Below are 22,043 nucleotides of genomic sequence, written 5' to 3' on the forward strand. Positions count from 1 at the left end.
CGGCCTTGGGCACCCTATGTTGCCACCCCTTCCAGGGCGGCAGGGGCCAGCAGCGTTGCTGGCCTGCCCTGATCTTAGCGAAAGCCGTGCCAACCGGGGCACAGGACGCTAAGAGTTTGATAAGGCTTGAACCTTAAAATATGAGACTGAAAGCAGGGCAAGGAGCGTGGATGATTATTGCGCAAAATCAAGGCACCTGCTGATGAAAGCCTCTAATTTGTGCAGTGGCGAACAGTCTCCCCTTACACCGATCCAGGGCCGAAAGCGTGATTATCCTTATTCATCAACCCCCTACCGCATTGCACCGGAATTGGCATGACCGTTGCTGATTGTGCAGCACTCCCGACGCAGGGAGAGAAACGACATCGTCCAATGGCGGACGACCAGGCAATGGCGCCTGAAACCGATCACACGGCCCCCCGGCCGGATCGGCGACAGGTGCCTTATCGCATGGCCGCCCGCAGCGTGGATGATATCGTGTTGGATATCGTGACGGTGCGGATGGCCCGACGGGTGAACTCAAGCGGCCGCGCGCGGACAATCAAGCGCCAGCGGCCCGGGACGTAGGGGCTCGCACGATGGAAATCCGGCATAAAGCAACGCGCATAGACCTGTTCTCCTTGAAGACAGTGCAGATGCGCGCCTTTCACCTGACGTGGTTCGCGTTTTTTCTCTGCTTTTTCGGCTGGTTCGGCATCGCCCCCCTGATGGCGGTGGTGCGAGAGGATTTGGGCCTGACCAAGGCTCAGATCGGCAATACCATCATTGCCTCGGTCGCCATCACCGTGCTGGTGCGGTTGGCTATCGGGCCGCTTTGCGACCGGTTGGGGCCGCGTAAAACCTATACGGGGCTGCTGGTGCTGGGCTCCATCCCGGTGATGTGCATCGGGCTGGCCCATAGTTACGAAACGTTCCTGCTGGCCCGGCTGGCCATCGGGGCCATCGGTGCCTCTTTCGTCATCACCCAGTACCATACCTCGGTGATGTTCGCGCCCAATGTGGTGGGCACGGCCAATGCCACCACGGCGGGCTGGGGCAATCTGGGCGGCGGGATCACCCAGATGATGATGCCGCTGATCATGGCGGCCATCGTGTCGCTGGGCGTGGAAGAGACCATGGGCTGGCGGCTGGCCATGGTGGTGCCGGGGCTGGTGCTGCTGGTCGCCGCTTGGCTCTATTGGAACTTCACCCAGGATTGCCCGGAGGGGAATTTCGCTGAACTGCGGTCCAGCGGTGCGCTGGCTGCCGGGCGCGATGGGCTGGGCGGCCTGCACAGCTTCGCCGTGGCCGCCCGCGATATCCGCGTCTGGGCCCTGTTCATCGCCTATGGTGCCTGCTTTGGCGTGGAACTGACGTTGCACAATATTGCGGCGATCTATTTCTTCGACAAGTTCAAGCTGGATCTGGCCACCGCCGGCATGATTGCCGGCCTGTTCGGTGCCATGTGCCTGTTTGCCCGCACACTGGGCGGCTTTATCTCTGACCGGCTGGCGACCAAATCGGGCCTGCGGGGTCGGGTGCTTCTGCTATTCGCCGTGCTGTTCTTGGAAGGGCTGGCGTTGATCCTGTTCTCCCAGATGGGGGTTTTGGTCGCCGCCGTAGCAGCCATGATGATGTTCTCCATCTTTGTGCAACTGGGCTGTGGTGCCACCTTTGGCATCGTCCCCTTCATCAACCGCAAGGCACTGGGGGCCGTGGCCGGTATTGTTGGCGCTGGCGGCAATATGGGTGCGGTGGTTGCCGGGTTCCTGTTCAAATCGGAAAGCCTGAGCTATCAGCAAGGACTGTTCTATCTGGGCATCGGCGTCACCGTTGCTTCTTTCGCGGCACTGGCCATCCGTTTCTCGCCCGAAGTGGCGGCAGAGGAGAAGCGCCGGCTGGAAGCGGCTCTGGCCGAACGGGATGCGGCGGCACGGCAGCCGGGTGCCGTGGTGGTGGCGGCAGAGTAAGGGGAATGGGGTGGCATCGGTGGCTGCCACCCCGTACACAGATAGCCCATCGTCACCGTCACCCCGGCCTGCGCCGGGGTGACGGTGGAGAGGAGTGGAAGGTTTCCCCTCAAGTCATCCGTACCTTACTGCACCCGAAACTCTCTACGATCTCCGCAAACAGCCACACCAAACAGGCACCAAAAAACCGACCATGGGCAATGCCGATCTTTCCATCCTGATCATTGATGGCAGCCCCGACCGGGCGGCGGTGGTGGAGCGTGGGCTGGTGGAAGCCGGCTGGGTGCGGGTTTCCACCATCGGGCCTTCGGTCAATCTGCTGGCCCGTATCCAGGCGCTGGCCCCGGATGTCATTATCATTGATCTGGAAAACCCTGACCGCGACACGCTGGAACAGATGTTCCAGGTCAGCCGTCAGGTGCAGCGCCCCATCGCCATGTTTGTGGACCAGAGCGACAGCCAGATGATCCACGCCGCCATCGAGGCGGGGGTGAGTGCCTATGTGGTGGATGGCTTGCGGCAGGACCGGATCAAGCCAATTGTGGAAACGGCGGTCAGCCGCTTCAACGCCTTTGACCGGCTGCGCCGGGAACGGGACGAGGCGCAGGCCAAATTGCAGGACCGCAAGCTGGTGGAACGCGCCAAGGGCCTGTTGATGAAAAATCGCGGCCTGTCGGAAGAAGATGCCTATACGCTGATGCGACGCACAGCCATGAAGCAGAACCGCAAGCTGGCCGACATTGCCCAAAGCGTGATCACCGCGTTCGAGATGGAGTTGTGAGGATGGCCATCACCGTCAAGCTGGGCTTTGTGCCGCTGATCGATTGCGCCATCCCCCTGGTCGCCGCCGATATGGGATTTGCCGCCGCTGAAGGAATTGATCTGGCGTTGGAGCGGGAATCCTCCTGGGCCAGCCTGCGCGACAAGCTGGCCTTCGGGCTGATCGACGCGGCCCATATATTGGCGCCCCTGCCCTTGGCCATGCATCTGGGCCTTGCCGGTATTCCGCCGGTCGCCATGGCGGTGCCGATGGCGCTGGGGCGCGGCGGCAATGGCATCACGGTTTCCACCGACCTTTATGGCCGGATGCAGGCGGCTGACCCGGCCGCCATGGAACGGCCCGGCCTGGGCACAGCGATTGCCCTGAAAAAGGTCATTCTGGCCGACCGCGCCGCCGGGCGGCCCTTGCTGTCCTTTGCCAGTGTCTTTCCCTTTTCCTGCCACCATTATGAATTGCGGCGCTGGCTGCTGGCCGGCGGGATTGATCCGTCAACCGAGGTCAATCTGGGCATTATCGCCCCGCCGCGCATGGCCGAAAGCCTGGGCGCTGGCTGGATTGACGGTTATTGCGTGGGGGAGCCCTGGAACAGCCGCGCCGTGATGCGCGGCACGGGAAAGCTGGTCGCCACCAAGCAGGATATCTGGCCCGACAGCCATGAAAAGGTCCTGGGCCTGCGCCAGCGCTGGCTGGCGGACAATCACGACCTCACCCTGTCGCTGATCCGCGCCCTGACACGGGCAGCCCTCTGGGCGGATGCGGCAGAGAACCGGCAGGCCCTGGCAGCGCTGCTGGCAGAACCGCGCCATCTCGGTTTGCCCGTGGAAATCATCGCGGCCGCCCTGGCGCAACCGGGCACCGCCCCCCTGTTTCACCGCGATGGCGCCACCCTGCCCCGCCCCAATATTGCGCGGGAAATAATGAGGGAGATGATGGCTGCCGGACAATGGCCACCACAAATCCCAGCTGCCGATGACGTATGGCGGCCGGATATCCATCATGCGGCCTTCAGCCACTCACATCGCTGAGATTTAAACCATATGGTGGAAAGGTCGGTATCAACAACCCGGTTGTGCCGACGGTGACCAACGGACCACAGCCCCACCCAACACGGTCCAACACCGACACATTCCAGATAAAGCAGAAAAAACCGACCCAATTTGTGGATTTTCACCCGCTGGGAACATTTAAAAAGCGAAGGCCCGCCGGTCGAGTGACCGGCGGGCCTTGCCCTTAAATATCCTGGTCCCAACAGGGATCAGAACTGGAACTGCATACGCAGGGCAACCGCGTCCAGGCCCTGATCGGTGCCGTTCGGGCGGTCAACCGTGGTGTTGACATAGTTCAGCATGAAGCGGATGGCGTTGTTCACGTACCAGTTCACACCGATGGTCCAGTTCTTTTCCTCACCGGTGCCGCTGCCAGCAACACCACCAGCGCGGTCGATCAGGTTGACGGTTGAGTAACGGGCTGCCAGTTCCCAAGCGCCAAAGCCGTTCTGGCCAACCGGCCAGGCCGGCTTCACGCCCGTCCATTCACCCGGCTTGTAGCTGCGACGCTCGCCGGTCAGGATGTAACCAGCGGAGACGTAGTAGCCGTCGAATTCCGGATCCTGGAAGCTGTTGCGGGTGGTGGTGCCCGGCAGACGCTCTTCGGTGTCGGCGCCGAACACATAATATTCGCCGGCGACCCAGAAGTTCTTGAAGTTGGCGCCCAGGTCGGCGCCATAGGCCCACTGACCTTCGATCTGGTTGATCGTGCCGGTGCTGGTAAGCGAGGTGCGGTTACCGCCGATACGCAGGCCCGGGCGGTCACCGAACGAAGCGGTGGTGGTGATCTGGGTGGCGCTGGTGCGGGCAGCGGCCTGCGGGGTGACCTGATAGACACCCGACACACCGATACCAGCACCGCCTTCGTTGCTGCTGTAGAACTGATAAGCAGCGCGGCCCAGCAGATTGACCATGTCGTCGATGGTGCCGGTGGTGCCGGTCTGATTGCCGGTCACGTAACCAGCGAGGAAGTAATTGTCACCCTTGGTGGAGATACCGACACCGGTACGGCTGTCGGAACCGCCGATACCGACAACGATGTTGCCAATCGGGGCGCGTTCCATGAAGGCGATGTCGTTGGAGGACGTGCTGTCATCCAGGGTGAATTTCGGCTGGAACACGCCCAGGATCACCTGGCTGTTCTTGATGCCGTTATAGGTGATGTTGGCAGCCTGGATCTGCGACGCACCGCCACGGTCGTTGGCGAAGTTGCCGGTAAACTCAAAGCCCCAGTCATTGTACACGGTGCCGGCAACGCCCAGGAAGGCGCGGCGCAGCTGGAAACCGTCGGTGGCGTCGGTGGTGAAGTTATCCTTGTGCACCCAGGTGCCGTAATCCATGTGGATACGGGCGCGCAGGGCCACGTCGAACTTCTTGTCGGCGGTCTGCACGCGCATACGGCCGCCATCAGCCGTCACCTTCGGCAGGTCGGCCAGCTTCTTTTCCGTCGCGACCTTGTCCTTGGCGACGCTGTCCTTCAGGCTGGTCAGCTGGCCCTGCAGGGCCTGGATCTGCTGGGCCAGAGCGTCCAGCTGAGCCTGGGAAGCGCTACCCGCGCTCTGGGCCATGGCCGGGGCGGCAATGAAGGCCGCGCCGAGCATCGTGCCGGCCAGCAGGGAAGTCTTGAAGGTCATTGTTGTTTCTCCGGTGGGATTCGCGCCGAGAAAAGCCGGATAACGTTCCGCTGTCGGCACCGCGCCGAAAACTAGGTCGGATCGTCCCAAGCCCCGCCGGAGGGCTACCAAAAGCCTATTACCGATTTGATGTGGTTTTGTTGCAGTAAAATGACTGACGGCCGGTGTTGCATATTGAACACGCGATTTGGCAGCCCTTCCGATAGGGCCGATCCCGCCAGAAATCCTTTCAAGCCGCCCGCCTCGGGCCACCATAGCTAGGCGGCATTGCAGCGGCTGGGAAGGTCGGCACAAATAATGATTGAAAGGCAAGGTGATAGCGGGAACTATGGGGCCGGCTTTCAAAAGCAACAGCAATGCGTCAAGACCAGGAACATGGATGCCGTCCCCTAACGCATTGAGATCGGGAGATGAGGGCAAGCGAGCGCCCTATCAATCCTTGGCCATGCCAGCCCAGCGGGGCAATCGTCGCTGTGGCACCAGCCAGATCGTGGTGCCGATTTTGTTGCTTCTGGCGATCTGTATGCTGGTCATGGTAACGGCGCTTGCCATCTCCGCCATCTATTATGACATGGCGGAAGCAGACAAATCCCGCCGCAATATGGAAGAAGCATTCGCCAACGCGGAACGGGCACTCTCCAGCACCACCATTGATTACGCTGCCTGGGGTGAGGCCGTTGATCATCTTGTCGATAGAACGGATCTGGAATGGGCTGATCGCAATATCGGCGTCTATCTTGGTGCCGTGCACCAGATCACGGCCAGTATTGTGATAAGCCATGATGGCAAGGTCGTCTATGCCTCAGTAAATGGCAAGAGCCTGCCTGACCCGGATAAGTGGGGACCGATTCCCCCCGCCATGCAACGGATGGTGCAACAGGCCCATGCGACACCGCCGGGGCGGCCCAGCGCGATAACCGGGGTTGTGTCGGTCAATGGCGGCCTGTTTTTGACCGCTGTGGCAGATATCAGACGGGAGGAAGGCGGCCTGCCCCTTTCTGACGGGAAGGTCATGGTTTTTATGAAGACCCTGGACCGACCCGCGGTTCAGTCCATGATCCGCCCCTTGCTGGAAGAGGTCGATATCCTCTTCATGCGACCAGCATCCGGCCTTTTCCGTCTGGACATGCCTTTGCGCGAGGCACTGGCACCGGCCAATGCCCCACCCGTTGCCTGGTTATCCTGGCCTGCCCCGATGCCGGCTTTGGGCTTTTTAATGAAACTCAGCTGGTTTTTGGTTCCGCTGCTGTTGCTGCTGCTCGGGGGGGCCTTTGCGGTGTTGCAGCGGGTGCAGCGTAACGTGCTTCAGGACATGGTTGAGGTGTCGTCGCTGCAACGCCTGCGCACCCGCGCACAGGTTATGGCTGACAGCGTGCCTGATCTGCTCTGCCTGCTGCGCAACGGCCGGGTGGAACTGATCAACCCGGCGGGTTGCGCCTTGTTCGCCGTTGCCTCTGCGGCAGAGCTGCAAGGGCGCAGCTTTGTCGATCTTGTGGCACCGGTTGGCCGGGTGGCCTTTCAACGGCTTTTGCATCCAGAGGCGACATCGCCGGGCGACGGCGCGCAATGGCACCAGCTGGAACTGCTCAATCAACAGGGAGCAACCATTCCTGTTGAGCTGTGCCTGCATCCCATCACCAAGATGGGCGATGACGAGATGATTCTCTTCGCCCGGGACCGCCGGGTGGAACTGGCGCGGCGGGCACAGGTTCATGCGGCCGAAGCCAGGGCCGTCGTTGCCGATCGGGCGAAAGTGCATTTTCTGGCCAATATCAGCCACGAATTGCGCACCCCCTTAAATGCTATTATCGGCTTTTCTGCCATCCTGCGGGATGAGTTGCTGGGTCATCTGGGGGCGCCGCAATATCGTGACTATGCGGTCGATATTCATGATGGCGGCGTTTATCTGCTGCGTCTGGTCAATGATCTGCTGGATATTGCACGGCTGGATGCTGGGGAGCTTGAGCTGCGGGAAGGCTGGGTGGATGTTGGCAGCTTGCTGGACCGCGTGGAACGGTTAACGGCCCAAAAAGCGGCAGATCGGGGTGTTCGTTTGATGATAAGGGCGACGCAAAGCGGCCTGCGTGTGTTGGGCGATGAGGTGCGGTTGAAGCAGACCCTGGTCAACCTGATCGGCAATGCCGTCACCTTCACGGAAGGACCGGGGGAGGTGCAGGTGAGCGCCGGGTTGGAACCGGGGTCGGGCGACGTCATCTTCAAGGTGGCTGATAAGGGGATCGGCATGTCGGTGGAAGCAATGCGCCTTGCCGTGGAACCTTTTGCCCAGGTCGATACGGGGCTGGCAAGGCGTCAGGCCGGGGCAGGCCTGGGGCTGCCGCTGGCCAAGGGCTATACGGAGGCCCATGGCGGCAGCCTAACCCTGCAAAGCAGCCCCGGCCGGGGGACTACCGTCACCGTGCGCCTCCCGGCAGCGCGGGTGCAGCAACCGTTGACCGCAGCGCCCTGACCGGCTAAAGGCCGGCCCCTCAGCCCGCCAACAGGCCCAGCGCGGCCCAAGGGGCCAGGGCGGCGCGAACAGAGGCCGGGTCGGCCGCCTGGGCCAGCAGGATGGTCAATAAAAGCCTTGCCTTGCGGCCCTGGAGCGGGCCGCCATCAATCAGGCCGTTGGCGATCAGATGGGAGGCTGTCCCCTTCCCCTGATAGGTGCCCTCGGCGTCGGTATCGCCGCCGCCGCAACGGCTGACCAGGATCACCGGGCGTTCTCCGGCCAGCCGAATCAGCGGGGCGGCCAGGGGCTGCGGCACATGGCCGGATCCAACACCTTCCACCACCAGCCCCTGCCATTGCCGGTCGGCAAAGGCCTCAATCAAGAGCGGATCGCTATCCAGCCCTACGCTGACCAGGGCGACACGGGGCAGGTCAGCCGGCTCCGGCAAGGGATAGGGGCCGGGCTGGGGCAAGGGTCGCTGTAACAGCCGCACCCGCCCCGTTACCACTGTGCCCAAGGGGCCAATGCCGGGGGACGCGAAGGCCCCAATACGCCCGGCATCAACCTTGCGCACATGGCGGACGCCATGCAGTTCCCCATTCATGCAGATGATGGGGCCAAGGGCAAGGCCGCACAGGGCCCGCACCGTAAGAATGGCATCATTGAGATTGCCGGGCCCGTCTGCCCCCGGCGCGTCGGCCGTCCGCATCGCGCCGGTCAGTACCAGCGGGATGTCAGCCGGCAACAGCAGCGACAGCAGGAAACCTGTTTCCTCCATCGTATCGGTCCCCTGGACGACGATGAAGCCCTGGGTACCGGCGGCCGCCTGCCGCTCAATCTCCGTCGCCAGGGCGACGAGATCGGTGATACGCAGGTTCTGACTGCCGACATTGCGCCAGCGGTTGACGCTGATCGGGCCGACCGGATCGATACCGGCCTGGCGCAGCAGGGATGCACTATCGGCAGGGGATGCCTTGCCGGCGATCGACAGAATGGTCCCGCCGAGAATGAACAGGGAAATGCCGCTCATGTGAAACTTCTGCCCATGCCAATAACAGATGAATGCGCAGATATGCCTGGCAGCTGAACACTACCAGTGCCCAGAGAGCGATGGTGCCCCGCTGCAGCGGTGAACAAAGCTGGCAGAAGCGGCACGCCGATCACGCCCCGCCCGCCGGGGGCGAGCCGCCCATACGCCACCATCGACATCTCTGGGGAATAGTTGTCGATCACCCCTGCCATAGCCCTTGATTCCCCGATCACCAATCAAGCCAAAGGGGATCCGAAAACCCGCATGGGGCGAAGTGCCGCCGCCATCACGGCAGCGGCGGCACTGACCAGATTACAGGCGCTTGACGGCGCTGATGCCCTTGGTGCCGGCACGGGCAATCACGTGGGCCAGCGGCTCAGCCACCACTTCCATATGGAAGGCGTTGGCGTGCAGCAGCCTTTCCCCATCCAGCATGATGCCGACATGGCCGGGGAAGAACACCAGATCGCTGCGCTGGAAGGCGAAACCCGCCCCATCGCTGGAAACCAGCGTGCCCAGGGCCGCCTGCTGCTGGTCGCTGTCCCGCGGGCAGGCAATGCCGGCCGCCAGCAGGGCCACCTGCACCAGACCTGAACAATCAATGCCGATACTGGTGCGCCCGCCCCACAAGTACGGCGTGCCGACAAAGCGTTCAGCCACCGCCACCGGGTCGGCAGCCTTTTCCGCGATGGGGGCGATGTGGCGGATATGCAGCCAGCCACCACCGGCCAACTGACGCCAATCCCCCTCTTCCCCCGCCACGGCCACCAGGGCGCCCATGGGCAGGATATCGACGAAGGGCAGCTTCAGGTCCGGACCGGGATAGAGCAGGGTGCGCAGTGCCGTCACCTTGTGCGTCGGCGGCACCGGGTCGGCGTCCAACGCCTCCACCCGCAGCCAGCCGACATAACCATCGGTGCCGTTCTGGCCCCAGGCCCAGCCATCATGTTCTTCCAGCACGGTGAAGGCTTCACCATGCAGCAGCTCCGATGCCTGCCGTGCCTCATAGCCCGGCTCTTCCTTCAGGGTGGCGAAGCCGGCCCCAATCTGGCAGGGCACGCCGTCAATGAAGCGGGCAGCCGTGACCTTGCCACGCAGATAGGAGGCGGCGAGGTCATCCCGATACGGGTGAACGCGCTTGTCGAGAATTTCTTGGTCGGTCATGCCGAAGGGGCCAGGGCTTCCGGTCGGGCGCCTTCCACCGCCAGAGCGGCGACGGCGCCATTCATATCCAGCGGGGCATCAAACGCCCCGCCATCTTCGCCAACCGGTACGGCCGTGCGCCCCGCATCGATCACCATCTGGCCGAATTCCGCCAGATGTACAGACCCTTTCACGGTCCGCTGTACCAACACGTTGCGCCGATCATCCTGGTCGCGCTTGCGCTTGATGTAGCCCAGTCGGCCCAACCGGTCCAGCGCGCGGGTGATGGCGGGCTTGGAGACGTTCAATGTCTGCGCCAGCCCGCGCACCGTGTGGGGCGGCGGGGTTAGATAGACCGTCAGCATCAGGGCCAGTTGCCGTGCCGACAGGTCCGGCCCGTCCTTGCGGACAGAGGCGACCAGCGCCCCACGCCAGAGTTGCAGCGCCTCAAGGTTCCGTGACATGCCCGCCCCCGACCGCTTCGCGCCGGGTTTTGCGGAAAATCGCAACCGGACGCGAAACGGAGTTTGCCGAATAAAGCGTTTTTCGGCAAGTCGGGAACGAATCAGCCCGCAGCGGGTTTACGCCGTCGGCGGAAACCGCTTCGCGATCACGTTGAAAAAGGCGCGCAGGGTCATCGCCTCCCCGCCTTCCGGGCGGCCGGGGCGGCTGCTGGCATTCCAGGAATAAAGGTCGACATGGGCCCAGACCGTGTCCTTGGAGACGAACTGTTCCAGGAACAGGGCCGCCGTGATGGCCCCGGCCATGCCGCCGCCCGGCGCATTGTTCAGGTCAGCGATTTTGCTGTCGAGCTGCGGGCGATAGCCCTGCCACAGCGGCAGGCGCCACAGCGGATCATCCGTTGCCGCTGCTTCCGCCGCAATCTCCGCCGCCAGCGCATCATCATTGCTGAACAGAGCCGGCAGGTCGGCCCCCAGCGCCACCCGCGCGGCACCGGTCAGGGTGGCGAAATCCAGCAGCAGGGCCGGCTTTTCGCTGTCCGCCTCTGCCAAGGCGTCGCAGAGAATCAACCGGCCCTCGGCATCGGTATTGCCGATTTCCACCGTCAGCCCCTTGCGGGTGGGGATGATATCCATCGGGCGGAAGGCATTGCCGGCCACGGCATTTTCCACCGCCGGCACCAGCACGCGCAGCCGCACCGGCAGCCCGGCATCCATCACCATGCGGGCCAGCGCCAGGGCGTGCGCCCCGCCGCCCATATCCTTCTTCATCATCAGCATGGAAGAAGCCGGCTTGATGTCCAGCCCGCCGGTGTCGAAGCAGACCCCCTTGCCGACCAGCGTGACCAGCGGATGGGCGGCATCACCCCAGCGGATATCAATCAGGCGCGGGGCCTTCTCGGCGGCACGGCCGACGGCATGGATCATCGGGTAATTCTGCGCCAGCAGATCATCACCCACGATCACGCTGAAGCTGGCACCGAATTCCGTTGCCAGCGCCTCGGCAGCGGCGGCCAGTTCCGGCGGCCCCATATCCTCGCACGGGGTGTTCACCAGATCGCGCACCAGCGTGGCAGAGCGGGCAAAGCGCTCCACCGCCGCCACATCGGCATTGGCCGGCAGCACCAAACTGGCAAAGCTCTTAGTGGATTTCTTGTAGCGGGTGAACTGATAGCAGGCCAGGGCCCAGCCGGTGGCAACGGCGGTGGCCTTCGCCGGCTCCAGCGCCGTGTCAAGGACATAGCTGCCGGCGGGCAGGCTGCCCGGCAGACCGGCCAGCGACCAGATATCCAGCTTCTCTGCCACGCCGACCAGCACACGGACCAGCGCGCCATCGGCACCGCCGATCAGGGCGGTGCTGCCGGGGGTGGCCTTGAAGCCCAGGCGGCGCACCCAGGCGGCCTCTGCCGCCGGTGCGGCGTTCAGCCAGCCATCCAGCGCATCCTTGGTCAGCAGCGTCAGGGGAACGGTATCGGCGGCGGGGGCGGTCAGCAGACAGGTCAGCACTTGGGGCTTGGTCCTTTTGCAGAGACGGGTATGGATTTTCGGGCTTGGTCGCCCTTTCTTCCAGCCCTACTCTCCCCCGGCCCCCATCGCAATGGTGAAGCTGAGATGACGACGACGCCCCCCACCGACCTGACCCTGGTGATCGCCAATAAGCGTTATTCCTCCTGGTCGCTGCGCCCCTGGCTGGCGCTGCGCGCCGCCGGTGCAACATTTCAGGAGGTGCTGGTGCCGCTGCGCACGCCGGAGACAAGGCAGGCGCTGCTGGCCCATGGTCCCACCGGCAAGGCCCCGGTGCTGAAGCAGGGCGATCTGACCGTCTGGGATAGCCTGGCCATCTGCGACTATGTGGCGGAACTATTCCCCCAGGCGCAGCTGTGGCCCGCCGATGCCAAGGCCCGCGCCGTGGCCCGCTCGGTGGCGGCGGAAATGCATTCCGGTTTCATGGATTTGCGCCGCAATCTGTTCTTCGATCTGCATCAGGTGCATGATGTGCCGGAGCGGGTGGCGTCCGCTGCCGGCGATATCGCCCGTATCCAGGCGCTGTGGGCCGACTGCCGCGCCCGATTCGGGGCCGGTGGCCCCTTCCTGTTCGGCCATTTCACCATCGCGGATGCCATGTATGCCCCGGTCTGCGTGCGGCTGCGCGGCTGGAAGGGTGTTGTGCTGACGCCAGAGGCCGACGCCTATATCGAGGCCATCTTCGCCCTGCCCGCCATGCGGGAATGGGTGGCGGCCGCAGCGCAGGAACCCTGGGTGATTGATTACCTGAACATCTGATCCAGCCGCCCTTTATCCGCCATGTGGCCACCCCGGAATATTTCCATGGGCGGCCCGTGGTCCCGGCATTACCGCTGCATCCGATAAGGCAACCACCGCCCGCAAACCGCCATCAGGGAGCCCGCCCATGTCCGCCCCGTCCTTCCGCTTCCGCTATGGTCCCCGCGTGTTGAGCGGCCCCGGCACGGCCGGACAGGTGGCAGACCATCTGCCGGCGGGGCCCTGCCTGCTGGTGACGGACAAGGGCGTGCGCAGCCTGGGCCTGCTGGCCCCAGTGCTGGAGGCATTGGAAAAGGCCGGCATCCCCGTCAGCATTTTCGATGCGGTGGAGCCCGATCCCTCGCGCGAGACCGTGCTGGCCACCGTGGCCGCCGGCCGGGCGGCGGGCGCTGTTTCCGTGCTGGGCGTGGGCGGTGGCAGCCCAATGGATGTGGCCAAACTGGCAGCCTATCTGCTGGCCTCCGGCGATGATCTGGAAACGATCTGGGGTGTGGAACAGGCCAAGGGCAAGCGCCTGCCCCTGTTGCTGGTCCCCACCACGGCCGGCACGGGGTCTGAGGCCACGCCCGTCACCGTCATCTCCGTCGGCAATGGCGAAAAGCGCGGTGTCAGCGCCGGGGTTCTGCTGCCCAATGTCAGCGTGCTGGACCCGCTGCTGACCCTGGGCCTGCCGCCGCACGTGACGGCGGCCACCGGCATTGATGCCATGGTTCACGCCATCGAATCCTATACCAGTGCCCGGCTGAAAAACCCGATGTCGGACATGCTGGCACGCGAAGCGCTGCGCCTGCTGTCGGCCAACCTGCTGAAGGCCTGCCGCACGCCCGGCGATGTGGAAGCGCGCAGCGCCATGCTGCTGGGTGCCCATCTGGCGGGTGTTGCCTTCGCCAATGCGCCGGTGGCGGGCGTCCATGCCCTGGCCTATCCGCTGGGCGGGCTGTTCCATGTACCGCACGGCCTGTCCAACGCGCTGGTGCTGCCGCATGTGATGGCCTTCAACATGCCGGTGACGGCCCCGCTTTATGCCGAACTGGCCCCGCTGGTCGACCCTTCGCTGGCCGGCCTGTCCCCAAGCGCACAGGCGGAAGGGCTGGTGGCAGCCATGGTCACCCTGTCGCGCGAAAGCGGCCTGCCGCAGCAGATGCGCGCCGTGGGCGTGACGGAAGCCGACCTGCCGCAGATGGCCAAGGACGCGATGCTGCAACAGCGCCTGCTGGTCAACAACCCGCGCCCCATTCTGGAAGCCGACGCGCTGGCCATCTATCAGGCCGCCTGGTGAGAAAAAAAGCGGCCCCGCACCCTGTTGCACAGGATAGCGGGGCCGTGGGAGGAAGGTTAAGCCAAAGGCATCCTAGAAGCTCGCCCCCACGCGCAGGCCAACCGTGCGCCCGGGGTTATAGCTGGAGGTCGTGGAACTCCAGGCCACGGTGGTCTGATTGGCCACGCGCTTGTCTTCCACATTATTGACGAAGGCATTGGCGAAATAGCGCTGATCGGCGCTGTCCCAGCGCAGGTTCAGGTCCGTCTTGCTATAACCGCCATTGCGACCCTGCACATAATTGGCACTGTCGCTGAACGTCTTTGACTGCACATAGAAATCGATTGCAGGGCTAAGCGTGCTGCCGCCCGGCAGATCGAAAATATGCTCATAGCCCAGCCGCGCGCTCCAGCGTGGGGCATTGGCCAGCCGGTTGCCGGAGAAATCCGCCACCGCACCAGGAATGGGCGCATAGCCCATGATGGGGGCGAAGATATTATACATCACATCGGCGCTGTGCAGATTGTCCGATGCATTGGGGAAACGCTTATATTTCCCATCCAGATAGGAGAGATAGGCCGAGATGCGGTCGTTGCGCGTGGGGCGGAACAGGCTTTCCAGTTCCACACCCCGGATACGCGCCTTGGCAGCATTGGTGGTGACCGCCACCGGGCCGGTGGCGGTGCTGATCACGCTGGAAACCTGCAAATCCTGGTAATCCATGTTGAACAGGGTCGCCGACAGGAACAGCTTGCGATCCAGCAGGTTACCGCGCAACCCGGCTTCATAGTTCGTCACCGTTTCCGGCCGATAGCTTCTATAGGGGGCCGGGTTGGTGCTGGATTGCAATCCACCGGCACGATAGCCGGTGCTGACCGTGGCATAGCCCATGATCTCATCGGTGAAATCATAGTCCAACCCCGCCTTCCAACTGACCTTGCTGAATTTCTCCGACGCGCGCGCCCGGTCGTCCGTCAGGCCCAGGCCGCCGGCCGGGCAGGTGGTGCTGTTGATATTTTGCCGGGTGACGGTGCCGCCGAGGCAGACCAGTTCCTGCTGGCCACCATGCACCGTGTCCCAGGTGGAGCGCAGACCGGCCAGCAGACGGAACCGGTCCGTCACGCGGAAGGTGCCCTGGGCAAACACGGCTGCGGATTCACTGCCCCAATCTGTATAGCTGTTCACCACATCCACAGCAGCAATGGTGGAAATCTGCTTGCCGGTACCGGCCGAGATGGGGCCGAAGGCGTTGAACACGCTGGCGAACGGGGCCGGTGCCGTATTGCCGGCGTGCAGCAGGCGCTGGCCAGACGGTGTGTCGTCCCAATAATAATAACCGCCGCCGACCAGTGAAATCCGCTCCGCCTCGTAATTGATATCCAGTTCGTGGGAACTGGCCTTCTGGCGCTGGTCCAGATATTCTTGCGAGAAGACGCCGGTGCTGACCACCACACCATCATTTTTCAACACGGAATAGCCGGCCAGATAGGTTGCCGTCACCGCGTCGGAAATCTCCCAGGTCAGCCGGGAACGGGCGGTGTATTCCTGTACATCCTTGCCATTGTCGCGCACCTTCTGGATGCCAGGATTGGGTTCATGGGTGTTTATGATCTCTGCCGGGCCGAAGCGGCCCGACTTCAGATCAGCATTGGGATAATAATTATAATTGGCCAGATAGATCAGCGGGGATGTACCCTCATCCTGGCCATAATTCAGCGATAGGCGCCAGGTCAGATTATCGGCAATGTTCCAGCGGCTGGTGAGGCGCACCCCGGTCTGGTCCGTCTTGTCGAACCGGTCCTGGGCCGAATATCGCGGCGACAGCCCGTCATTGACATGCCGGAAGGCAGAGACACGCAGGGCGAAATTATCGGCCACCGGCAGGTCCGTGTGCAGGCGGACCTGCACATCCTGATGCGATCCATATTGCACGTCACCGCTGACGGCATAATCGTTGCCCGGATCAGCCGTATTGATGTTCACCACGCCCGCCGTGGCGTTGCGGCCATGCACGGTGCCCTGCGGCCCGCGCAGCACCTCAATGGCGCCGATATCAAACATGCCCAGCGTCAGCGTGGTGGCAAAGGGGGCATAGATGCCATCCACCTGCGTCGCCACCGTGGAATAACCGCTGAAGCCGTTATTGCTGCCGATGCCACGCATGGCAAAGCCGTTCTGGCTGAACTGCAGGTTCGGCACCGTGGTGACCAGATCACTCGCCACCGTAATATTCTGGCGGTCCAGGATATCCGGGTTCAGCACGGAAACGGCGATGGGCGCCTTGCCCAGCGTCTCCTTCACCTTCTGTGCCGTCACCACGATTTCCGCCAGCACATCGTCCGATGCGTCGGTTTCAGCCGCCAGGGCCGCTGCCGAAACAAGCATGGTGCTGGCCGACAGCAACAAGGCGGTACGCATAGCCTTCCATGGACGTGTCATTTTCCTTCCCCTCTATGTTTGTTGGTTATGGTCTTTGGCCCGGACATCACCGGAAAGCAGGCAGCAAGGCCCCGTCCCCGCGCCCAGGGGCGCGGGTTGTCTCTGTCCTTCCGGGGACCGGCTCGCTTTACTTCAGCAGAACACCCAGTGCTGTCTCCGCCATGGCGCGGTAACCGGCATCCGACGGGTGCAGCTTGTCGCCACTGTCATAGGCCGGCTTGATCCGCTGCGGATCGGCGCTGTCACGCACGGCAGCATCAAAATCGATGACGCTGTCAAATTCCCCGCTGGTGCGAATCCAGCGGTTCAACTCCTGCCGCACCACTTCCTTTTCCGGCGTCGCATAGCCAGGGAAAGGGGAGCCCAGGAAGGGGGTCAGGGTGGCACCGTGGATTTTCACCCCCCGCGCCTTGGCCCTGGCGATCAGCTGGCGATAACCGGCAATCAGGTCGGCCGCCGTGACAACCGGGTGATGGCCCGGACCACGCGGATTTTCCAGCCCGCTCAAGCCCAGATCATTGATGCCTTCCAACAGCACGATATCGGTGACGCCGGGCACCGACAGGGCATCGCGGTCGAAGCGGGCCAGGGCCGCCGGCCCCATCTCGTCGCGCAGCACGCGGTTACCGGCGATGCCGGCATTGGCGATGGCGACATCATTCTGCCCCTTCTGGCGCAACAGGGCCGCCAGCTGGTCGGGCCAGCCGCGCATCATCGCATCCTTGGCCCCGGTCCCATCGGTGATGGAATCACCAAAGGTGACGATGGTACGCGCCGTCTTGGTGGCGCGTACCAGGATGGCGGAAACAATCTCCCGCCCGGTTTCAACCCGCGCGTCGGTCAGCTTGGCCGCCCGCGTCTGATCGGCACCGGCCGCCACCTCCACCACATGCAGCGGGTCGGCCTGGGGAATGGTCACCGCTGCCGGCAGGTGCAGGGTCACATAAACGATAGCACCGGCCGCCACCTGCAGGGGCAGCGGATCGCTCACCAACGGGGCGCCGGCGGCAATGCGGGCCGAGCTGTCACCGGAAAAGCGCAGCGGTGCCACGCTCTTGCTGTCCAGATTGCCGGCCGCATCCGCCAGGGCAATGGTCGCCGCCGATACAAGCACATCCGTGGGCAGGGTTTCGGCAGACAGGCGAACGCGAACCTCATCCCCCGCAGCGGTGATGCGCATCTTATAGCGCAGCGTGCCCTGCACTTCCGCCGGCGGACGCCAGAAATCGAAGGGCAGCTTCTCCAGATTTAAGGAGGGGCTGGAGGCCCAGCTTTGCACCCAGCGCCCGTCCGGTGCCGCCAGGGCGGCTGGCACACAGATCAGGGCCAGGGCCGACACCGATAACAGCCGCTTGAACAAAGAATTCCTCACGACTTCTTTCCTCCCACACATTGGAAGCTTTCAGCGGCTTCCTTGTTTCCCGTGCCGTCATAGCGGGCATAGGTTGGATAGGGACAGAGCGGCCGCGTCCGGCCGGGCCATGGGCTTTGCGGCCCGGCCGTAGCGGTCAGGCTGTCGGGGGCCTGGCCCCGTTCCACCCAGTCGACCATGGCCTGGAAGGCGGCAAAACGGTCTGTCGCGGGGCCATCGCTGCAATGGCCCATACCCGGCACCGGGAAGACCCGCACGAAGCCGGCGGCCTGTCCGCCATAGCGTTCATCCATCTCCTGATACCAGTTGAGCGTATCATTGATGGAGAAGACCGGATCGGAGACACCATGCGGCACGATCAGCTTGCCGCCACGGGCGCGGAAGGCATCGATATCGGGGGACCGTGCCGACATTTCCTCCCAGGCGGATATCTTGAAGGGTGCCGCCACCCGGTGGATCAGGTCACCATCCTTTTGAAAATCAAAACTCAGCTGCTGTTCAAATATCTGCTGCGGGTCCATGCCCAAGGACCGGGGAGCGGGCGAAAACAGCCCATGCAGGGCGGCCCCGCCGATTACCACATTCAGCGGCGGGACCGGCGGCTGGGCAAGGCCCAGTTTCCACACCGCCCAATCCGGCGATCCGATCCCGGCATCCCAGGGCCATTCAGTATAAAGGGCGGCACCGCCCTTCCCTTTCGGCCCGGCCAGCGATTTTTTCAGCGCGGCCAGCTTGCCGGGATCAACACAGACATCCTTGGCGCCGGCGGCGCATTGCACACTTTCCAGCGCTTTTTGTAGTTTCGGGCCACTGCATTGGCCATAACGGCTGATAATGCCATCGGCAAGCCCATCATCGCCATCGCAGGCATCCAGCACCGCCCGGCGGATCAGCACAAAATCATCGGCACTGAACAGCCGCGACAGGGCAGAAACCGACCGCTTGCCCTTTTCATCCGGCGGCAGCAGGGCGCCAAAGACCTGCACATCCCAATTCTGCGCCAGGGCGGCACGCGGCAGCGACATGCCGGGGGCACCGGCAACAATGCCGTCAAACAGATCGGGGAAGCGGTGGGCGGCCATCAGCCCTTCCTGCCCGCCCTTGGAACAGCCGGCGAAATAGGAATGGTCGGCCATGCGACCATAAAAGCGACTGATCAGGGCCTTGGCACTGCCCGCAACCGTTTGCAGGGAGGCATAGGCGTAGTTTCGCCGCGCCTCCGGGTCCCAGCCGAAGGCGACAGGGCCACCACGGGCGGGGTCGCTGTTACTGGCATTGTCATGGCCGGAATCCTGGCTGACCACGGCATAGCCCTGGTTGATCGCCGGTTCCGTCAGGCCGGCACCGGGAACCAGCCCCAGCGCATTGCCGATATTGCCATTGGTGCCGCCGCCGCCCTGGAACAGGAAGCGGCCATTCCAGTTTTCCGGCAGGCGCAAGCGGAAGCGGATTGCGTAATGCTGACCGTCAATGCCCGTGCGCGGTGCCATGGTCGCATCGATAACGCAATGCGACTTCAGGGCCGGCGGCGGACCGGCGGGCCGTTCAAACGGCTCCGGCGGCACGGTCGCGCCGTCCGGCAGATAGCGGGCGGCCTGCACCTGGGTGGATGCATCAGGCCATTGGCCCAGCATCAGGGCGGCAACGGCCGCACAGCGCCCCGCAAAGGCAGGCTCAGCCGCGCCGGCCGGTGCCGCCCACCCCACAATTGCCGTAGAAAGTGACAGCGATGCAGCGCATCCTGCCAACAGCCTGGTTCTGGAGAGCCTGGCCACCTGTACCTCCCGGACTATTCATTTTGTTCTTAAATATAACCATACTCCCACATTACAAACGATTGCAACGGCGTTTTTGACAGAATCAGAAAATTCCAGTCATGATGACATAATACCAATCTCCCTCAGGTGCCGGGCGGGCGCATCCGCGCCCTTGGCTTACGCGCCACGTGGCGCGGGCCGGCGGTCGCCGGTCTCCAACCCGCCTAAAGGTAAACCTTTAGGCGGGTTGGTATAATCAACCACACCATGGACAAAAAGAAAGGGCGGCACCCGGATGGTTCCGGGGCCGCCCTTGCATAGGGTTATTAAGAAGCTGCGCGGATCAGACCCGTTCCACCACCATGGCAATGCCCTGGCCGCCGCCGATGCACATGGTGACCAAGCCATAGCGCCCGCCGGTGCGGGCCAATTCATAGATTGCCTTCACGGTAATGATGGCGCCTGTCGCCCCCACCGGATGGCCCAGCGAAACACCACTGCCATTGGGGTTCACCTTGGCCGGGTCGAAGCCCAGCAGCTTAGAGACCGCACAGGCTTGGGAAGCGAACGCTTCGTTGCTTTCAATCACATCGATATCCGCCAGCGACAGGCCGGCGCGCTGCAGGGCGATAGGCACGGCATGGACGGGGCCCAGCCCCATCACCTCCGGCTCCACCCCGGCATGGCCCCAGCCCAGGATGCGGGCCATCGGCTTGATGCCACGGGCGGCGGCGGCATCGACAGCCATCAGCGTCACCGCCGCCGCCCCGTCATTCACGCCCGAGGCATTGCCCGCTGTCACCGTGCCATCCTTCTTGAAGGCGGGTTTCAGCTTGGCGAAATCATCGGGTTTGGCATCGGGCCGCACATGTTCATCGGTGTCGAACAGGCGGGTACCCCCGCGTGCCTTCACCTCCACCGGCAGGATTTGGTCCTTGAAGCGACCTTCGGCAATGGCGCGGGCGGCACGGCTGTGGCTTTCCAGCGCCAGCGCATCCTGGGCGGCGCGGTCGATCTCGTGGCGTTCGGCGACATTTTCTGCCGTGATGCCCATATGGATCTTGTGGAACGGGTCGGTCAGCACCGTCACCATGGCATCCAGCAGGGCAGCATCGCCCATGCGCTGGCCCCAGCGCACAGAGGGGATGACATGGGGCGACCGGCTCATGCTTTCTGCCCCACCGGCCACGGCCACCTCACATTCCCCCAGCCGGATCATCTGTGCCGCCGAAATGATGGCCTGCACGCCGGACCCGCAAAGCCGGTTCAGCGTCAGCGCCGGGGAGGCTGTGGGGATGCCGGCATTCACCGCTGCCACGCGCGCCAGATAGGCATCCTGCGGGCCAGACGGGATCACCTGCCCCATCACCACATGCTGCACATCCGCCGGGGTCAGCCCGGCGCGGCGCACCGCCTCGGCAATCACCAGACTGCCCAGTTCAGCCGGCGCAATATCCTTCAGGCTGCCACCGAAACCGCCAATGGCGGTTCGGGTGCCGGAAACGATCACCACCTCGTTCAACGCACCCATCAGCATTTCCTCCCGGATTTGATTTTTTCTATGTTGCTAAGTTAGGTTTTTATCGCACCGCACGCAAGAAACTTTCGCGGATGCAAAAAAGGGCCGACCCAAAGGCCGGCCCCTTCGCCGTCAGCGGCCCTTGAAGGCCGGCGGGCGTTTCTCCGCGAAGGCACCCATGCCTTCCTTCTGGTCTTCCAGGCCAAAGGTGCTGTGGAATACCCGGCGTTCAAACAGCAGCCCTTCCGCCAGGCTGCTTTCAAAGGCGCGATTGACGCTTTCCTTGGCCATCATGGCCACCGGGCGGGACATGGACGCGATCTTTTCCGCCACCTTCAGCACCTCCGCCATCAGGTCGGCCAGCGGCACCACGCGGGCGACAAGGCCCGACCGCTCCGCCTCTGCCGCATCCATCATCCGGCCGGTCAGGCACATTTCCATCGCCTTGGCCTTGCCGATGGCGCGGGTCAGGCGCTGGGTGCCGCCGGCACCGGGGATGGTGCCGATGGTGATTTCCGGCTGGCCGAACTTGGCATTGTCCGCTGCAATGATGAAATCCGCCATCATCGCCAGCTCACAGCCGCCGCCCAGGGCATAGCCGGCCACGGCAGCAATGGTGGGCTTGCGGCAGGTGGCCAGCCGACCCCATTTCTTGGTGATGAAATCGTTCAGATAGGCATCCATATGGCTGAAGCCCGCCATCTCCTTGATGTCGGCCCCGGCGGCAAACGCCTTTTGCGACCCGGTGACGACGATGACGCCGATGGCGGGGTCTGCCTCCAGCCCGTTCAGCGCCTGTTCCATCTCCGTCACCAGCGCATCGCACAGCGCGTTCAGCGCCTTGGGACGGTTCAGCGTGACGATGCCGACGGCACCCTTGGTTTCAACCAGGATATTCTCGTAGCTCACGGTCATTTCCCCA

At 63.5% G+C, this 22,043-nt stretch carries 16 protein-coding genes; 6 read left to right on the plus strand and 10 right to left on the minus strand.

The genetic code is table 11. The features are described 5' to 3' along the window. Positions 1–635 precede the first annotated feature (635 nt). The 3 genes from CHB97_RS06960 to CHB97_RS06970 all read left to right on the plus strand — a co-directional run bounded on the left by CHB97_RS06960 (position 636) and on the right by CHB97_RS06970 (position 3,755). Entirely contained in the window at positions 636–1,949 is a 1,314-nt protein-coding gene (locus CHB97_RS06960; RefSeq protein WP_244559442.1) for an MFS transporter, read from the plus strand. Between the two features lie 193 nt (positions 1,950–2,142). Further along, entirely contained in the window at positions 2,143–2,730 is a 588-nt protein-coding gene (locus tag CHB97_RS06965) for an ANTAR domain-containing response regulator (RefSeq protein ID WP_089287223.1), read from the plus strand. Positions 2,731–2,732: 2 nt separating this feature from the next. Beyond that, positions 2,733–3,755 (plus strand): CmpA/NrtA family ABC transporter substrate-binding protein, encoded by a 1,023-nt coding sequence (locus CHB97_RS06970; RefSeq protein WP_089287224.1) that lies wholly within the window; start codon positions 2,733–2,735, stop codon positions 3,753–3,755. A 230-nt stretch (positions 3,756–3,985) separates the two neighbouring features. Here CHB97_RS06970 and CHB97_RS06975 read toward each other — a convergent pair whose 3' ends face one another. Further along, a complete protein-coding gene (locus tag CHB97_RS06975; protein ID WP_160105627.1) occupies positions 3,986–5,410 on the minus strand; it encodes an OprO/OprP family phosphate-selective porin in 1,425 nt (474 codons plus the stop codon). 445 nt (positions 5,411–5,855) lie between these two features. Here CHB97_RS06975 and CHB97_RS06980 point away from each other — a divergent pair, with 445 nt between their 5' ends. After that, positions 5,856–7,877 (plus strand): ATP-binding protein, encoded by a 2,022-nt coding sequence (locus CHB97_RS06980; protein ID WP_160105629.1) that lies wholly within the window; start codon positions 5,856–5,858, stop codon positions 7,875–7,877. Positions 7,878–7,896: 19 nt separating this feature from the next. Here the strand turns inward: CHB97_RS06980 and CHB97_RS06985 are convergent, their stop codons facing one another. From CHB97_RS06985 to CHB97_RS07000, 4 genes are all read right to left on the minus strand, one after another. Beyond that, positions 7,897–8,889, minus strand: coding sequence for an asparaginase (locus CHB97_RS06985; RefSeq protein ID WP_089287227.1), 993 nt, complete (start codon positions 8,887–8,889; stop codon positions 7,897–7,899). Between the two features lie 312 nt (positions 8,890–9,201). Then, positions 9,202–10,053 carry an NlpC/P60 family protein gene (locus CHB97_RS06990; RefSeq protein ID WP_089287228.1) on the minus strand — a complete coding sequence of 284 codons (852 nt, stop codon included), beginning with the start codon at positions 10,051–10,053 and terminating at the stop codon, positions 9,202–9,204. Continuing rightward, the gene (locus tag CHB97_RS06995; protein ID WP_089287229.1) at positions 10,050–10,496 is read right to left on the minus strand and encodes a MarR family transcriptional regulator; all 447 of its coding nucleotides are present in this window, start codon (positions 10,494–10,496) and stop codon (positions 10,050–10,052) included. The genes CHB97_RS06990 and CHB97_RS06995 overlap by 4 nt, the downstream gene beginning before the upstream one ends. A 117-nt stretch (positions 10,497–10,613) precedes the next feature. Further along, a complete protein-coding gene (locus CHB97_RS07000; protein WP_089287230.1) occupies positions 10,614–11,999 on the minus strand; it encodes a M17 family metallopeptidase in 1,386 nt (461 codons plus the stop codon). Between the two features lie 105 nt (positions 12,000–12,104). Here CHB97_RS07000 and CHB97_RS07005 point away from each other — a divergent pair, with 105 nt between their 5' ends. Together CHB97_RS07005 and CHB97_RS07010 are read left to right on the plus strand one after the other, a co-directional pair. Then, positions 12,105–12,776 carry a glutathione S-transferase family protein gene (locus CHB97_RS07005; protein WP_089287231.1) on the plus strand — a complete coding sequence of 224 codons (672 nt, stop codon included), beginning with the start codon at positions 12,105–12,107 and terminating at the stop codon, positions 12,774–12,776. Between the two features lie 127 nt (positions 12,777–12,903). Further along, positions 12,904–14,055: an iron-containing alcohol dehydrogenase gene (locus CHB97_RS07010; RefSeq protein WP_089287232.1), complete on the plus strand. Its 1,152-nt coding sequence runs from the start codon at positions 12,904–12,906 to the stop codon at positions 14,053–14,055. Between the two features lie 72 nt (positions 14,056–14,127). Here CHB97_RS07010 and CHB97_RS07015 read toward each other — a convergent pair whose 3' ends face one another. The 5 genes from CHB97_RS07015 to CHB97_RS07035 form a co-directional block, all read right to left on the minus strand. Next, positions 14,128–16,473 carry a TonB-dependent receptor gene (locus tag CHB97_RS07015; RefSeq protein WP_089287233.1) on the minus strand — a complete coding sequence of 782 codons (2,346 nt, stop codon included), beginning with the start codon at positions 16,471–16,473 and terminating at the stop codon, positions 14,128–14,130. 127 nt (positions 16,474–16,600) lie between these two features. Beyond that, positions 16,601–17,845, minus strand: coding sequence for an SGNH/GDSL hydrolase family protein (locus tag CHB97_RS07020; RefSeq protein ID WP_160105631.1), 1,245 nt, complete (start codon positions 17,843–17,845; stop codon positions 16,601–16,603). Next, positions 17,842–19,479: a tannase/feruloyl esterase family alpha/beta hydrolase gene (locus CHB97_RS07025; RefSeq protein WP_089367401.1), complete on the minus strand. Its 1,638-nt coding sequence runs from the start codon at positions 19,477–19,479 to the stop codon at positions 17,842–17,844. The genes CHB97_RS07020 and CHB97_RS07025 overlap by 4 nt, the downstream gene beginning before the upstream one ends. Positions 19,480–19,945: 466 nt before the next feature. After that, positions 19,946–21,133, minus strand: coding sequence for an acetyl-CoA C-acyltransferase family protein (locus CHB97_RS07030; protein WP_200819847.1), 1,188 nt, complete (start codon positions 21,131–21,133; stop codon positions 19,946–19,948). Positions 21,134–21,253: 120 nt separating this feature from the next. Next, complete coding sequence (locus CHB97_RS07035; protein ID WP_089287327.1) at positions 21,254–22,030, minus strand: enoyl-CoA hydratase; 777 nt, start codon at positions 22,028–22,030, stop codon at positions 21,254–21,256. Positions 22,031–22,043: the final 13 nt, after the last annotated feature.

This window comes from Azospirillum sp. RU38E (genome assembly GCF_900188385.1).
Taxonomy (GTDB): Bacteria; Pseudomonadota; Alphaproteobacteria; order Azospirillales; family Azospirillaceae; genus Niveispirillum.